Source organism: Leptolyngbya sp. AN02str (genome assembly GCF_050565595.1).
Lineage (GTDB): Bacteria > Cyanobacteriota > Cyanobacteriia > Elainellales > Elainellaceae > Kaiparowitsia.
Genome location: NZ_JBNXVR010000022.1, coordinates 1 through 16,072, shown reverse-complemented (window position 1 = coordinate 16,072; position 16,072 = coordinate 1). Strand labels below are relative to the sequence as shown.

13 protein-coding genes are annotated in these 16,072 nt (G+C 50.9%); 7 read left to right on the top strand and 6 right to left on the bottom strand.

Annotation, left to right across the window (positions count from 1 at the left end; genetic code table 11):
* Positions 1–6 precede the first annotated feature (6 nt).
* The 3 genes from ACQ4M4_RS16770 to ACQ4M4_RS16760 form a co-directional block, all read right to left on the bottom strand.
* Entirely contained in the window at positions 7–1,845 is a 1,839-nt protein-coding gene (locus ACQ4M4_RS16770) for a WG repeat-containing protein (protein ID WP_430685589.1), read from the bottom strand.
* Positions 1,846–2,067: 222 nt separating this feature from the next.
* Complete coding sequence (locus ACQ4M4_RS16765; protein ID WP_430685588.1) at positions 2,068–3,495, bottom strand: TIGR03279 family radical SAM protein; 1,428 nt, start codon at positions 3,493–3,495, stop codon at positions 2,068–2,070.
* Between the two features lie 43 nt (positions 3,496–3,538).
* A complete protein-coding gene (locus ACQ4M4_RS16760) occupies positions 3,539–4,456 on the bottom strand; it encodes an undecaprenyl-diphosphate phosphatase (RefSeq protein WP_430685587.1) in 918 nt (305 codons plus the stop codon).
* A gap of 414 nt (positions 4,457–4,870) precedes the next feature.
* Between ACQ4M4_RS16760 and ACQ4M4_RS16755 the strand changes: the two genes are divergently transcribed.
* From ACQ4M4_RS16755 to nadB, 4 genes are all read left to right on the top strand, one after another.
* Positions 4,871–5,596: a DUF3120 domain-containing protein gene (locus tag ACQ4M4_RS16755; protein ID WP_430685586.1), complete on the top strand. Its 726-nt coding sequence runs from the start codon at positions 4,871–4,873 to the stop codon at positions 5,594–5,596.
* A gap of 272 nt (positions 5,597–5,868) precedes the next feature.
* Entirely contained in the window at positions 5,869–6,861 is a 993-nt protein-coding gene (locus tag ACQ4M4_RS16750; RefSeq protein WP_430685585.1) for an FHA domain-containing protein, read from the top strand.
* A gap of 202 nt (positions 6,862–7,063) precedes the next feature.
* A complete protein-coding gene (gene psbU, locus ACQ4M4_RS16745; RefSeq protein WP_430685584.1) occupies positions 7,064–7,492 on the top strand; it encodes a photosystem II complex extrinsic protein PsbU in 429 nt (142 codons plus the stop codon).
* Between the two features lie 181 nt (positions 7,493–7,673).
* Positions 7,674–9,368, top strand: coding sequence for an L-aspartate oxidase (gene nadB / locus ACQ4M4_RS16740; protein WP_430685583.1), 1,695 nt, complete (start codon positions 7,674–7,676; stop codon positions 9,366–9,368).
* Between the two features lie 70 nt (positions 9,369–9,438).
* Here nadB and ACQ4M4_RS16735 read toward each other — a convergent pair whose 3' ends face one another.
* A complete protein-coding gene (locus ACQ4M4_RS16735; RefSeq protein ID WP_430685582.1) occupies positions 9,439–9,684 on the bottom strand; it encodes a hypothetical protein in 246 nt (81 codons plus the stop codon).
* Positions 9,685–10,110: 426 nt separating this feature from the next.
* Here ACQ4M4_RS16735 and ACQ4M4_RS16730 point away from each other — a divergent pair, with 426 nt between their 5' ends.
* From ACQ4M4_RS16730 to ACQ4M4_RS16720, 3 genes are all read left to right on the top strand, one after another.
* Positions 10,111–11,622, top strand: a complete 1,512-nt coding sequence (locus ACQ4M4_RS16730; RefSeq protein WP_430685581.1) for a phytoene desaturase family protein — start codon at positions 10,111–10,113, stop codon at positions 11,620–11,622.
* A gap of 132 nt (positions 11,623–11,754) precedes the next feature.
* Positions 11,755–12,675 (top strand): DMT family transporter, encoded by a 921-nt coding sequence (locus tag ACQ4M4_RS16725; protein ID WP_430685580.1) that lies wholly within the window; start codon positions 11,755–11,757, stop codon positions 12,673–12,675.
* A 371-nt stretch (positions 12,676–13,046) separates the two neighbouring features.
* Positions 13,047–13,850: an RMD1 family protein gene (locus ACQ4M4_RS16720; protein WP_430685579.1), complete on the top strand. Its 804-nt coding sequence runs from the start codon at positions 13,047–13,049 to the stop codon at positions 13,848–13,850.
* Between the two features lie 32 nt (positions 13,851–13,882).
* Here ACQ4M4_RS16720 and ACQ4M4_RS16715 read toward each other — a convergent pair whose 3' ends face one another.
* Both ACQ4M4_RS16715 and ACQ4M4_RS16710 read right to left on the bottom strand, forming a co-directional pair.
* A complete protein-coding gene (locus tag ACQ4M4_RS16715; protein WP_430685578.1) occupies positions 13,883–14,332 on the bottom strand; it encodes an MgtC/SapB family protein in 450 nt (149 codons plus the stop codon).
* Between the two features lie 211 nt (positions 14,333–14,543).
* The gene (locus ACQ4M4_RS16710) at positions 14,544–14,885 is read right to left on the bottom strand and encodes a DUF1815 family protein (RefSeq protein ID WP_430685577.1); all 342 of its coding nucleotides are present in this window, start codon (positions 14,883–14,885) and stop codon (positions 14,544–14,546) included.
* Positions 14,886–16,072 lie beyond the last annotated feature (1,187 nt).

Below are 16,072 nucleotides of genomic sequence, written 5' to 3'. Positions count from 1 at the left end.
GTCAATTTACGCATGGGTGGCTCCCGTGGCTCCCAAATAGCCCCAGCGATCGCCAACCCGCACTGCGGCTCGCCCTTCATGAAACGAGCAAGCCTCATCGAACTGAGGCGGCACCACATATTCCCCCAGTTTATTGATAAAGCCCCAGCGATCGCCTGCTTTGACAGCAGCCATCCCGCCCGAAAAGGGGTAGGCATCAGCAAATTTGAGGGGAATTACTAAGTCACCCTTGAGGTTAATGAATCCGTACTGTTGGTCGTTGCGAATGAGGGCAAACCCCTCGGTAAAGCTAAAAGTATCGTCAAACTGGGGGGCGATCGCCAAATTGCCAAACGCATCGATATACCCATAGCGACCGTTGACCCGCACCCGCGCCAGCCCTTCGCTAAAGGAGTGTGCCACATCAAACTGAGCCGGAATCACCACCTTGCCCAACTTGTTGATAAATCCATATTTATCGTTGAGCGTAATGCGGGCCAGCCCCTCGTGAAACTCGTCAGCGCTGTCAAACTGAGGCATAATCACCACCAGTCCGCGTTTGTTGATGTAGCCATAGCGATGGTCAATTTCAACCCCTGCCATTTCTTCTCGAAAGGCGTAGGCTGCGCTTTCATATTCGGGATAAATGACAAACCCACCGCGCGCATCAATATAGCCAAACTTGTGGGATAGCTCAACCCGCGCCAGCCCATCGACAAAATTCTCGGCACTGTCGAACTTGGGCGGAATCATCAGCTTGCCCAAGTTGTTGATGTAGCCCCATTGATGGTTGATCGCCACCCGCGCCAAGCCTTCCGAAAACTGGTAAGCCCCTTCTTGATACAGGCTGATGGTGTCAAACCGGAACATGGGTGGAATCTCAAACTCGCCTGCGGGGTTGATGTAACCAAGGCGATCGCTCATTACAACGGCGGCCAGCCCTTCCGAAAAGTCGCGGGCAACGTCAAATTTGGGTTCAATAATCAGGCCGTAGGTGGGCAACTCTGGCCCTTGCAAAAAGCTAGCTAAGTCCTCAACAGAGACGGGTTTGGTGGGAGTGGGTGCGGGCAGTTCTGCCAACACGTCGGCAGCCGTTGAAAAGCGATCGCCCAATTCGGGGGCAATCATCTTTTGCAAAATTTCGGCAGTGGAATGGCTAACCACAGCCAAGTCTCGCCATTCAATCACCTGGGTTTTGGGATTGCGTGGCAACTGGTTGGGCGAGTAACCCGTCAATCCCTGAATCATCATGACGCCGAGCGCATAAATATCGCTGCTGAGCTGAGGTTGGCCTGCCAGTTGCTCTTTAGGCATATAGCCCGGTGTACCCAACGGCTGGGTAATGGCGATCGCGCCGTCGGCTCCCAAGCCCAAGTGCCGAATCGATTTGAGTCCGCCAAAGTCCAACAGCAACAATCGTTTGTCGGTCCAGCGGCGAATCAAGTTTTGGGGCTTTAAATCTTGATGAATGATATGGCGATCGTGTGTGTGAACCAAAATTTCCAACACGTCGCGCAAGAGTGCAATCGCATCTTTCTCATCCCAGCGATCGCCCAGGGTAAACGACTGGCGGAGATCGTGCCCGTCAATCATTTCTTGCACCAGATAAAAATCGCCCCCCTGTTCCAAATGGTCGTACAGCTTGGGAAAGGACTCTAACTTGCCCAGTTCATATTGCTGCTTAACCTCCGCCTCAAAAATAAGTCGGGCCTTGTCCAAAATGGAGGGCACCTTAGCCGATGGCTGAAATTTTTTGACGACGCATTTGGGGGCACCTCGACGATAGGTGTCTTCTGCAAGGTAGGTTTTGCCAAACCCGCCTCGTCCCAATTCTCGGAGTGTTTCGTAGCGCCCGCCGATTAGCATCCAAATCCCTCTGTTTCGCGGTACACCAGTGCGTGGGGTACGCCCTAATGTGTAGCAATGCGGCTATGGCAACCCAGATGCAGATTGACAGATTGATAGACTTGCATGTCGGATGCTACCGATAGAGCCCCTGTTTCGCTGCGATCGCTGCCCTAACCTTCTCCAGTGTTCCCATCCCCTCTGCCGAAATCTCTGGCAACGTTTACGTTGTTTTGCCGCACGTTAAGCGTGTTCAAACCGTTGTTGATTCAAGCCGATTGCCGATTCTACAGCAGGCTCGGTCACAGGTTCGGTCACAGGCTCGACAACGAGGTCGGCAGCAGGTTCGGCGCAGCGTTCTACCAACTCGTCCACATCGCGCACAATCCAAATAGGAACATTTAGCTCGGCCTCTAGCTGCTCCACAGTCATGTCGTCCAAAAAGCATGTGTCGTCGTGCTTGAGCATCAGCGACGGCAACAAAATCGCATCGCCCACATCCCGGTGAGAGAGCGATCGCAGCAAATCTTGCCCAGTTAGCAATCCGGTAACCGTCATCGTTTGCCCCCAGTACTCGCTGGCCAGCGCCACCATCTGCACATCCAAGCCCTCGACCTGGTTTAGCCGTTGGACAATCGGCTGAAAGGCTCGTTCAACGGCATTTCCGACCACCCAGGTGAGGGATTTCTGAGGGGAAATGCGCTGGGGCAATGCCTCTGCCGCCGCATCAAACTCACGCAAAAAGAGCTGAATTGACCCAACGCCGTTGCCAATTTGTGGATAGTCTTCGTAGTGCGCCTCGGAGGGCAAATCGACGCCCGCCAACAAAAACCACTCGTCGGCCAGCCACGCAAACGTCGATCCCAACTGAGCTTGAAACTTGGCTTGAAGGGTCTGCACCTGAGCAATCACTTCCTGGGCCTTTTCGCGCGATACGGGGATCAGCTCATCTTCCATTGGGCGAAACCGCGTCAAGCCAACGGGAACCACCGCCGCTGAGATCACAGCAGGGGTGTCTCTTTTGTGAAACTGAGCCAAATCGAGTAGCGTGCGCTCCAAATGGGCGCCATCGTTAATGCCAGGACACACCACCACCTGAGCGTGAATCTGCAAACGCTGAGACTCAAACCAGGCCAAGTTTTCCAAAATTTTGGCCGCACGGGGATTTTTCAGCAGGCGCGATCGCACCTCTGGTTCCGTGGCGTGAACCGAAACAAATAGGGGCGACAGGCGCATTTGGGCAATGCGATCCCACTCGCGCTGGGTAAGGTTGGTCAGCGTTAGGTAGCTGCCGTATAAAAAGCTAAGGCGGTAGTCGTCATCTTTAAAGTACAAACTTTCGCGCTTGCCCGGTGGCTGCTGGTCAATAAAGCAAAAAGGGCAGCGATTATTGCATTGAATTAACCCGTCAAACAGGGCCGACTCAAACTCTAGGCCCAGGTCTTCGTCGTAGTCTTTCTCAATTTCAATGGTGTAGGTTTTGTTGTCCTTCCCCAAAACTTCCAGCTCTAGCACTTCGTCGGCACAGAGAAACCGATAGTCGATTAGGTCGCGTGGGCGATCGCCATTAATCGACACAAGGCGATCGCCCGGTTCAAAGCCAACTTCCTCAGCAATAGAACCCGGAACCACCCCAACAATGTGTGCTGGGCGAACTGCCACCTCACTCATGAACCGAACCTCAACCCTTGGGTAAGAAATGCTCCTTTTCTATCTAAACGTTTTGCATGAGATTTGTGGCAAGCGCTGCCAAAATCGTCACCCCAAATGCGAGGCGATACCACACAAACACCCACGTACTTTGACGCTGCAAAAAGCGCAACAGCCATGCAATGGATAGATAAGAGAAGATAAATGTAGACACAATGCCGACAAGTAAGACCAGCACATTACTGGGAGTGGAAAACGCCAGCCGTGCTTGATAAATTGTGGCGATGGTCAATGTGGGAAGCCCCAACAAAAATGAGAACCGCGCGGCGGTTTCGCGATTTAAGCCTAAAAACAGGCCCGTGGTCAGGGTAGAACCAGAACGAGAGGCACCAGGAAATAGGGCGATCGTTTGCCCCAACCCCACCAACAGTCCATCCAACACGGTGAGAGAATCAAATCCCCGCTTGCGGTTACCCATTCGTTCGGCCAAGCCCAGCAGCAGAGACATCCCAATCGAGACAATCGCAATGACGAGTGGGCTCTCAGGCAACGTGTTTCTGAGCAAAAAGCCCACAATCAGCGCAGGTAGACTGCCGATACAAATGCCAACAAAAATTTTCCACGCCTCGCTGTCCCAGTCTTTGTTCTGAAAAGCCTGCCAAGAGCCAACGCCAATTTGACGAAGATCGGACCAAAAGTACAGAACAACCGCAATGACACTGCCAAATTGAATCGAGTCAACAAAAAACTTTTGGCCAACGGTTTGCCAACCCAGCACTTTCGTAAAAATTAGCAGGTGAGCAGTGCTGCTAATGGGTAGAAACTCGGTAATCCCCTGAACAATCCCTAAAACAAAGGCTTCGAAAACAGTTCGGAGCCCTATTCCAGAGCTGGCAGCCGCAGGTTCTTGAACTTGGGCTAGGCCGCTGGGCAAGAAGATATGGCTCATGAGCCAACTCTGCGTGAGAGCTGTGCAGTCCATAGGTGTCCTCCAGGTAAATTGCTGATTTACCCCACGGTTTGTTTGGTAACGGCGTAAACCCACCGTATTCTACCCACTGATCTAGACCCCACCAAGAACAAAGCTGAGAAAAACATCAATTTCTTATGTCGCTGTCTCTCTCACGAGAAATTTTTGCCGAATCTTGATCCGCTGATTTGTGACGCAGTGTTAAGAAAAGGTGAATAAGTGCTGAGGCGTTTGTAGGAACGCAGTTGAGTTCGTCTTTCTGTGTCAAAGCGATATCTAATGCGGATTTCTGCATTAACTTAGTGCGGTGTAATACCAGAGAGACAGGAGGAACAGTGTTAAATAAAGTAAACTAAATTAGAATGATTAGCCTTTACTAATTAATCAACCTTGATCTCTTATACAAGCTCTTCTTCATCTGCCCCTGTGGCTACTGACAAATCGCAGGATGCCCCAGCTTATGAGTCAGTCACCGTTCTAGATACATCGATTGAAACGCCTGAAATCCTCCCTTCGGTGCGCGATCGCTGGCTAGTCTTTGCGGGGGCCTTTGTCCTGGTGTCGGTTCCTGTATTTGTACAGGCTCCACTGGTGCGATCGCTCCCCTGGCTTAGCTTGGCCATTACCCCCTGCTTATTTTGGCTCGCCAAAGCCCTGATCAAACAACCCCGGCTCGCCATTTGGGGCGACCTGCTCATGGGCTTTAATTGGACCTGGCTCACCGGCGCAATTTATTGGGGCTGGTTTCGGTGGGAACCTTTGGTCCATCTACCGATTGAAGCGATCGGTCTACCCTTTGCGATTTATTGGCTCTATCGCCAGCAAGGCAAAGTTGGCAATTGGTTCTACCTAGGATCTTTATTTGGCACCGCTGTCACGGACTTGTACTTTTACCTGATGAACTTGATCCCCTACTGGCGCAAGCTCATGCAGGCAGATGTCTCAATGGTGCGGCCTATTTTTCATAGCGCCTTAGTCGAAATGCAAACTCCTCGGGGCGCTTCGTATGCAGTAGTGCTGCTGAGCGTCTTATTTGCTATTGGGTTTGCGCCTTTGTGCTACCGTCAGTTGCACTGGTGGGCGTTTGGTGGCGCTGTACTCAGCACCATTTTGGTGGATGGCTTATTCTGGCTGGCTGCTGTATTGGCTTAAGCTTTTTCCTCAATAAAGGATAGGCGCCTTCAAAATCCTGGGCTAAATTGTTAGTGGGATATCCAGAGAACCGCCTTTGTGGCTTGTTGTGAAGACTCATATTTCAGAACAAGGTTGAAACAGAGGTTTTGGGGCACTCTATAATGTGTTGGCTTCTGCGCGCTTTCTACAAGCGGACAGAGCAAGCACCCCGCCCTTGGTTTTACACTGGCCACTCTGGGTGTGCTGGGGTAACTCGTACAGAGACAAATACAGTGGTTTCTTGGTTCGCAGTGACTGCACCACAGCCTGTTCCTCATCTGATCCTACGAACTGAGTCTGGCGATCGTTATCTTTCTCTAACGAACAGCAATTGCTGGACGGTTGGTCGAGGAGACGAGAACAATCTTGTGCTGCCCGACCGATGGATTTCTCGTAACCATGCGATGTTGCAGCGCATGGAGTCAGGTGAGTTCTACCTGATCGATTTGGGTAGCCGCAATGGTTCGTTTGTCAATGGCCGACGTGTGAGCGTACCGGTAACGCTTCATAACGGCGATCGCCTCACATTTGGGCAAACAGAGTTAGAGTTTCATTCGCCCGATGCAGGTTTGCCAAGCGATTCGTCCATTGGGGCAGACTCACAAGAATTTACAGCAACGGCCACCCTGCATGTTCGCCGTCTCATTTCGGTGCTGGTGGTTGATATTCGTGACTTTACCGTGATGACTCGTCAAATTGACGAAAAAATTCTGTCAGAGGCAATTGGCACTTGGTTCCGCTGTGCAGGCGATATTATTCGCGAGTACGGCAGTTGGGTCGATAAATACATTGGCGATGCCATCATGGCTGTGTGGATTCATGGAGCCCAAGGGGTAGACCATGAGGAAATGATGCGAATTGCCCAAGCGTTGAGTGCCTTGCATAAAATGACCAGCCGTTTGCATGAGCGCTATCCGTTGCCATTCCCTCTGCGCGTGGGGGCTGGGCTAAATACGGGTTACGCGATGGTAGGCAATACAGGAACGGGCGATCGCCCAGACTACACGGCTTTGGGAGATACGGTCAACGCCGCGTTCCGCCTAGAATCTGCCACTAAGCAAATTGGGATGGATGTGGCATTGGGCGAAACGGCGTATGAGTACCTAGCTGCCTCAATATCCAACCCAAATTTGTTTAAACAGTACGCTGTAAACCTAAAAGGGTACGATTCCCCCACGGTGACCTATGCCGGGTCATTTGGAGATCTAGATCGCTTCCTCAAGATTGGCGCTGGCCCTCCGTAACTTGCGTCAGAAGCATTCTATGCGTTTGATCGGGGTTTGAGGAAATCATCGATACCAAACGGCAGAACTCCGACCGGGAAATGGTAGGCTCTAAGTAGCAACAAACTGATGGTTTGGTCAGACGTTTCTTGCTGCTGTGTTTATCCGGGCTATTATCTTCGCCCAAGTTGTTGGAGTAATGGAGTTGGAAGGGATTCGACCAATGAAGCGACTCGCTGGTTTATTGATGTTTTTGGGAATGTTGGTGGGCAGTTGGGGATGGTTTGGCATCTCTCAGCCTGCAGTGGCTGCTCATTTGACAGGTGCGTCGTTGATGGCTGCTCCTGTATTGGCTGCAGATTACCGCAATGTGATGGATGACAAGCTCAGCACTGAGTTTGGGCAAAAGATTGACCTGAACAATACGAATGTTCGAGCGTTTATGCAGTATCCAGGGCTGTATCCCACGCTTGCTCGCGTCATCTTAAAGAATGCTCCCTACGACGACGTAGAAGACATCTTGAAAATTGACGGTTTAACCGAACGCCAAATTGATGTGTTAAAGGCAAACCTGGAGAAGTTCACGGTTTCCGATCCGGTCGATGCTCTGACGGAAGGAGCCGATCGCATCAACAACGGTATTTATCGTTAGGTTGAAGTTGAAATCGATATACGATGGTTCAGCCCTTAGCGATCGCTAGGGGCTGTTGCCTATTTGCGGGACAAATGCGAGATGGAATGGGTGCTGTACTTCGTGTAACAGACTCAACTGCATGTCGCAGCGAGTCGGTAGGCACTGTAAGTTAGCAGGTCAAAAGCACGTGTCTGAGCTCATGAGTCCAAAGCCGTTTGATGTCGTTGTTGTAGGAGGGGGTGCTGCGGGGTTGTATGCAGCGCTATGTCTACCCAGCCATTACCAAGTAGGGTTAATCACAAAAGAGCCACTGTCGCTGTCGGCCAGTGACTGGGCACAGGGGGGAATTGCCGCAGCGATCGCCCCTGAAGACTCTGCCGAGCTGCATATTCAAGATACGCTCAAAGCGGGTGCTGGATTGTGCGATCGCGATGCGGTTGAAGTGCTCGTTCAACAAGCACCTGAGTGCATTCGTAGCTTGGTAGATATGGGAGTGGCCTTTGACCAACATGGGGACACCTTAGCGATGACCCTAGAGGCCGCCCACTCTCGCCGACGCGTGCTTCACGCCGCCGACACAACAGGACGGGCTGTGGTGACGATTTTGGCTGAGCAAGTGTTGGCTCGGCCCAATATTCAAGTGATTCAAGGAGTGGTGCTGGATCTTTGGATGCAGCCGGATCAATCTGCCTGCAAAGGCGTTGTGCTTGCCTATCAGCATCAAATTCACTGGTTGCCAGCGGCGGCGGTCATTTTAGCTACAGGTGGCGGTGGTCATGTGTTTGCGCAAACGACCAACCCTGCCCTTAGCACGGGCGATGGCGTGGCGATGGCATGGCGAGTAGGGGCAACGCTGCGCGATCTGGAATTTGTGCAGTTTCACCCAACTGCACTCACCAAACCCGGAGCCCCTCGATTCTTGATTAGCGAAGCAGTGCGGGGGGAAGGGGCTCACTTAATTGATGCCAAGGGCGATCGCTTTGCGTTTGATTACCATCCCGATGGAGAGTTGGCTCCTCGCGATGTGGTCAGTCGTGCAATTTACACTCATTTGCAAAAGCACTACGCCCATGACCCCGAGGCCCATGTGTGGTTAGATATGCGACCCATTGATCCAGCGATCGCTCAGCATCGGTTCCCAAATATCATTCAAGTCTGCCAACGCTGGGGCATTGATGTGTTCAAAGAACCCATTCCGGTTGCGCCAGCAGCCCATTACTGGATGGGTGGCATCTTAACCGATACGGCTAGCCGTACGACCATTCCCAATTTGTATGCGGTTGGCGAAACGGCCAGCACCGGAGTTCATGGAGCCAATCGTTTGGCTAGCAACTCGCTATTAGAGTGCATTGTGTTTGGGGCTGCTTTTAAGCATTTAGAGTTACCCACATCCCAATCTGTAGCAAGTTCATCCCACCTCTCCGTACAATCCCTAGATCAAGAAGTCCCTTTGTTAAGCCAAGATGAAGCACTTTGGCGGGCCCAGCAGCAGTGGGCTGCACACTGTCGCGAAGCGCTTGCTCAACTAATGTGGTTGAGTGCTGGTATCTGCCGCGATCGCACCGCAATGAATGCGGCGATCGCCCAGGTAAAAATCTGGCAAGCCGAAGCCCAAACGTGGCCCATGAGCCAGTTACTCAAAACCGCTCCCCTCGCCCAGCGCGTCATTGAAACGCCGTATTTGGCATTGGATTTGCGCCAATGGGCAGAAACCCGCAACTTGCTAGATGTCGCCTATCTCATTCTCACCAGCGCGCTGTTTCGAGAAGAAAGCCGAGGCGGACACTACCGCACAGACTACCCCACAACCCAAGCAGAGTGGAAGGCCCACACGCTAGTAAAAAATCAGCAGTGGTGGAAATCCGACCTAATGCCTGACTCCTCTAATTCTTAAAAAGGCTCACGCTCATCAAAAAATGAAGTGATCGAATGGAGCCAAAATCGAATCAAACACTTGAGAAAAACTATCGTGTGCCCGAGCCCTGAGTATTGCCAGGGCCACCCTCTACCGGAGGACTGTAGGGCGGTGAAGAGTTCTGGAGCCCTTGAGGCGGTACCGATAGGGTGTTAAGTGCAGCGACAGAATCCACACCCATGGATTCGGAGTTGGGCTGTGCCAATGGTAGGGCGACAGCAACACTTGCCTGGATGGCCGCAAGTTGAAGACCCATCACCAACGTTGTACCAATTAGCTTGAGGAAAATGCCCATGCTCGTGACTACAGTATTTCTACTTAGAATATATCGTTAAAACTCGGATATGACCCGAAAAAATTCTTAAGATGCGTCTAATCTAGCGGCCTTTTGGCTGATTCTTAACTACCTTTTGGCTGATTATTTATAAGGTTTTGGTCAATATTTTCCATTAATAGCTTTTTTTCTTGAAAAAATGAAGAATTGGATAAGATCTCATGTTTCGCAACGTTTCTTCTTAAATCTTTCTTAAAACTCAATCATTGTTGCTGGGATATCTTTCAACCCAAGTTTGCGGGATGGAGGTGGTTTGCTTGGGGGGCAAGACCTACATTTGCCTACATCTGTGGGAACCTCGGTAATGAGCTCATGGCTCGACTGATAATCGTTTGAGGGTTTTGAGTTCTCACTTAAGAGCTGGTGTTGCAGCGTTGGATGGATGGAATGGATTTTGATGTAATTGTTGTGGGTAGTGGGTTTGGCGGGTTGACGGCTGGGGCGATGCTGGCTCGCTACGGGCGACGGGTGCTGGTGTGTGAAAGCCATGCATTACCCGGTGGGGCAGCTCATGGATTTGAACGAAGAGGGTTTCGGTTTGATACGGGACCGTCGTTTTATTGTGGTTTGAGCGATCGCACATCCTTGAATCCGCTACGACAGGTGTTGGATGTGCTGGAAGAATTTGTGGAGGCTATTCCCTATAATCCGCTGGGTCACTACTACTTTCCGGAAGGAATTCTGCCAATTTTTGGAAATTCTGATCAATACAAAGCAGCGATCGCCCAAGTAAGCCCTCAAGGTGCCCAAGAATACGCCAACTTTGAGCGCCCCATGTTGGATCTTTATCAAGCCTTGGGGAATATTCCGGTGTTGGCGCTGCGGGCCGACTGGCAACTGGCGTGGATGCTGCTGAGTCGGTATCCCTGGGCGGTGGCAAAGCTGCTGCCCCATCTGGGCTTGATTCAGGGGTCGGTTGGGGATGTGCTGAACGCTCATGTACGCGATCCATTTGTGCGACGGTTGGTGGATTTGGAATGTTTTTTGCTGTCGGGGTTGAAGGCCGAGGGAACCGTTGCGCCGGAGGTTAGCTTTATGTTGGGAGAGCGATCGCGCTCGGTGATAGACTATCCCATCGGTGGGAGTGAGGCGATCGTGCAGGCGTTGGTGCGCGGCCTCACCAAGTGGGGTGGGCAATTACGACTCAATACGCCGGTTGAGCAAATTTTGGTGCAGCAGGGAAGAGCTACAGGTGTGCGCCTGCGCTCGGGAGAAGAACTCACTGCCGAGATCGTCATTTCCAATGCCACAGTTTGGGACACCTATACCTACTTACTGAACCCTCAGGATTTGCCGACTCCCTATCGTCAAGCGGCAGTAAATACACCAGCAATTGACAGCTTTATGCATCTGCATTTAGGAATTCGGGCGGATGGGCTGGAGTCTTTGACGGGGCATCATGTGGTGTTGCATGATGGCGATCGCGACCTCACAGAGCCTGGAAATACCTGTATGATCTCGATTCCAACGGTATGGGACAAGGCGTTGGCTCCGGCGGGGCACCACGTTATCCATGCTTACACCCTGGAACCCTACGAGGGCTGGCAGCGCGACGAAACCTATGCCCAACGCAAGCACACACGGGCTCAGTCGTTATATCGTGCGGTGGAGCGGGTGATTCCCGATGTGCGCGATCGCATCGTTGTAGAACTGGTGGGCACCCCGCTCACCCATGCCCACTACCTGCGTCGATATCAGGGCACCTATGGCCCAGCAATCGCAGCAAAGCAAGGAATGTTTCCTGCACCAAGCACTCCCATTTCAGGGCTGTATCGGGTTGGAGATAGTACCATGCCCGGAATTGGCGTTCCGGCTGTGGTCGCATCTGGAATTTTGTGCGCCAATGGGTTGGTTCCCTTGGCCCAAACAGCCCAGCTCTTGCAAAAGCGCAATTTGTAACCTTGGGTAACTATCAGGATGGATGACGTTCAGGTAAATCTTACCGAAGTGGGTTAGGGTCATGAGCCCCAGCCCCCAGCCATGGATTCAACTGCGTCAGTCTGCCTGCATGAGTGTCATTCATCGGCTCGTATGCCGATCAATCTTGAGATCTATATGGTGATATTCGGTCAATTTCAAGGTGAAATTGCGGCTCTTAGTGCCGCGTTCATTTGGGCGATCGCGTCGGTCGTGTTTTTGCACTTGGGGCAACGGTTGTCACCGCTGATCCTCAACGTTGCCAAGAGTGGCATTGCGATCGCCATGCTGCTGCTCACTCTCGGCATCCAAGGCGTCGGCTTGCCAGAAGCGTCTTCTACGCCTGTGCTACTTCTGTTGCTGAGTGGTGCTGTTGGGATTGGCATCGGCGATACCGCCTTCTTTGGATGTATCAACGAGCTGGGACCGCGTCGTGCCCTGCTGATGGAGGCGCTAGCTCCGCCGTTGGCCGCCTTCATTGCCCTCATTTTTTTGCAAGAGCAGCTCAGTGCAATCGCCTGGTTTGGAATTATCTTGACAATCGCTGGGGTCGCTTGGGTAGTAGTCGAGCGTGCCCATCCCTCACAGCAACCCATTGCAAACCCCTGGTTGGGCATTGGGCTCGGCTTGATTGCCGCCTGCGGACAAGCCAGTGGGGCGGTCTTGTCACGAGCGGCTTTGGCCGATACCACAGTTAGTCCCTTGTGGAGTAGTCTGTTGCGGCTGGTGGCAGGGGTTAGCGTATTGTTGTTGCTGCTGGCTCGACAGCCGCATCGTCGGTACGAGCTGAAATGGGTGCGATCGCCCCGGTTTCTAGCAACATTAGTGGGCGTGGCCTTCTTTGGCACCTATCTTGCCGTTTGGTTGCAACAAACAGCCCTAAAGCATACTGAAGCAGGCATCGCTCAAGCGCTCGGTTCCATCAGTCCCTTGTTTGTGCTGCCATTTGCCGTCATGATGGGCGATCGCATCAGCTATCGAGCGCTAGGCGGTGTTGTACTAGCACTCGTAGGAGTCTGGCTCCTGTTCAACTAGCAAACCTACACCAACCTCATCCCTCATCCTCTTTAAGACCCAGCCTAGTAATCTTGCAAACCATCAAGACAGCCAGTCCAGGGTTAAACTAAGGCTAAGAAAATCCTAAGACGCTGATTCTACTTACCTGCTAACGTGTTTGGTTCATCAAACATCAGCATGTCTTTCACCTTGTGTCGAAACAGGGCGCACCGCCAATTTTTGCAACACCTATGAGGTTTCTACTCCTGTTATCCTCAACCTACGCCGGATCTTTTGTCACGCCTACATTTTGGAGCCTGTTTGCTTGCTGGCAAGCTGTTGAGTAGCTGTTTGCATCGTGTGTAACCGTGCAAACCCATCATCATTGACTTATGGAAAACCTACTCTTCATGGAAAACCTACTCTTTGTAGACAAAAGTGCCGTTAGGGTTCGTGCCATGTTTCTAGGAGAGTGCCTGGACTGTGGCACCCTAGAAAATACAAACGTTCTAGCAAGAGAACCGATTGTGGTTCCTGCAGGCGAAAATGGTTGTGCCGTTTTGTTTGGCTATGGAGCAGCGGTTCTATTTGGCCTAGAACCAATTGAAGAAGCATCTTTTCTAAGCTATCTCAAGCCATTAATTATTGAACCGTTTGACACGCCTGAGACAGAAGAAGCAACACTTAAGCTGGATCCAGTTGGAGCAGGCCAAGTTGATAACGGCATCATTCGCCTACAGGAATTTACGTTGGAGCGCTTGCAAATTGTTGCAGATGTCTTAGCCAAAAGTGTGGTTTTAGCGCAGTACGAAAGTGGAACTGCCAATGTATTTGATCAAATTGAGCCATTTGCAGCGAGCTTGCAGCGAACCACCAAAAATGATCGCGCGGGGAAAGAGCTGCTGCGACAATTGGGCACGACGGTTGCAATTCAGCACAAAATCGTTGGCCGAGTTGAAATTATCGACAAACCAGAGCTTTTGTGGGACTCGCCAACGCTAGAGCGACTCTACCAGCGATTAGAAAACGAATATGAAATTCGAGAGCGCCACACCGCATTAGAGCGCAAGTTAGGTCTCATCTCCAACACCGCAGAAACCGTATTAGACCTACTTCAGCACAACAGTAGCTTGCGCGTGGAGTGGTACGTTGTTGTGCTGATTGTGGTTGAAATTATGCTCTCGGTCTACGACATTGTCCTCAGCAGTCGCTAACACCCGGGAAAGACCCAATTACGGTGTAAGCACTACTCAATCTTTTTCACACCCCACAGGATAATGATGCATAGAAAAGTTCCTGCAAGGCACAACACCCAAAAACCACAGGCGGCGGCAATTCCTAACGATGACGAAACCCAGATAGCCGCTGCCGAGGTCAACCCTCGGATCTTGATTTCTCCTGAGTCAGAGTGGCGCTTCGAAAAAATTTCACCAGCACCCAAAAAACCAATTCCGGTTACAATTCCTTGAATAATTCGGGCAGCGACGTCAAAGTTGGTGCTATTGAGGCCCATTTGCAACCCTGCCAAGACAAACATGGCTGCACCCAAGCTAACGAGCATATGGGTTCTCAATCCGGCTGGTTTATGCCCCGATTCGCGCTCCCAGCCAACCCCAGCTCCAGCCCCAACTGCTAAAAGCAGCCTCAAAATCAGATCTCCCTCATGAACAGGGGTGATTGCGTCGGTACTCAGCAACTCTGCGGTCCTCTCCTGGTAGAAATCATCAAAATAAATTTCTACCAACCTAACTTGAGTTGAGCAATATGTCCTGTCCCCAGCGAGTAGCGTTAGTGGGGGCAGCCGCAGGCTTGAAATTGCTGCATTTGGGAAAAAGCTCACTCAGCAGAACTAATTGGCGCATTTTGCCAATTGGGCTTCAAATTCTGAGATGTCGCTCAAGCGGTATCTAGGTGTTCGCTAGGGTTAGATTTTGCTCGGAAGGCTTGATCTGAAACTTAACCAAGTTCGCTAGCTCTTGAAGCTGGCTAATTGCTTCTGCTCCTTCTAGCTTCATGAGTTCGCGATCATCCCGCATCTCAGTCCAGGTGATTCCATAATCAGACACCAGAAATCGGATGAGATGGTTCTCCGCCAAACTGACCATGAATGAGGCGCTATTCATTTGACCACCGCAGGTATAGCAGGATGCCAGGTAACCTTGGCGCTCCAGCACAATGGCCAAAGCTTGCAGGTTCATCACGAGATCCTGAACGAACTGCCGGTGTTGCTTTGCAAGGCGTATAAACATGCTTGTCTCCCAATCACCACACTTAATTCTAGACGGCTTTGTTTATTTTTTTTTAACATTTCTCATTTTCAAATTGTAGCTTGCAACCAGTATTCTAACCAGAAGCCCCAGAGTTCATTATTTTACTTGTGGAGACTAAAGACTATCTTAGCTACTTTTTAGTGCGATCGCCCTGTTAGGAATTTGTTACAGTTCGATCTGTCTCAGGGTAGTCAATCAACTCAAACATTGGGGTATCAATCGCAACAGATTAGACCTGTTTTGGATGATCATTGGATGAGAGCAATACCGAGTCGTTGAGTGATATCTCTAGTTCTATCTATATTCATCACTGTTTGGATGGGAGATTCAGCAATATATCTACAATTGTTTAAATTTCTCAACGAAGTATCGGACACTGCTCGAGAAATAATAATGCCTGTAAAATTACGCAAGTGCCATATGACGTAGTCTAGTCCTTGAGTTTGGGCTCCTTTTCTATGTCGAATGAGGGAGAGTTCCTATCTCGTGAATCAAATGAATAACGAGTTGTTGCGTCGGAGCAAGCAAGCTACTGTAGCGCTGTTTACATTCTATCGTTGCCTAACTTACTGAGAAGTTACAGCAGTGACTTGTTTAAGTATCCATTGCAACCAAAATCACTTGTTTAGAAGAGGACGGTCTCTTCCTTCTTGAGATTGTCTCAGCGATGAGATTGCCAATAGTTTCTGTTAGAAATTTAAGATTAATGCAGGAAACAGTACACCTGTCATGAAAAGTCGGTTGTGATTGACGATATTGACTTGGGGCTTCATCCTTTTGTCTTGCTGATAGTAAAGATAATGCAGGCTTAAGTTCAGGTTGCTGCCTTAAGGAGTGGCCCATGAGTGGAGCCTCGCTGTTGCGGCGGTGCCGTGTGGCCTATCGAGAAATAGGCCAGCGTCACAGGTCGATTGATCAGACTGAACTAGATGATTCGGAATGATTCGGATCGATTTGGTCAAATTGATGCATGCAGAATCTTCATGGAATTGTTGATGCCAATTCTCCAAAGTTAAGCAGCAGATGAATAGCACTTGTCCCGACATTCCGCAGGTTGCTCTGGGAATTAAAGGGAGTGGGGATAAGCTGAGGGAGACGAGTTAGGATCGCCCCCTTGCAGATCGAGAACTTGGACCACTTGGGACTGATTGCGGGTGTTATTGATG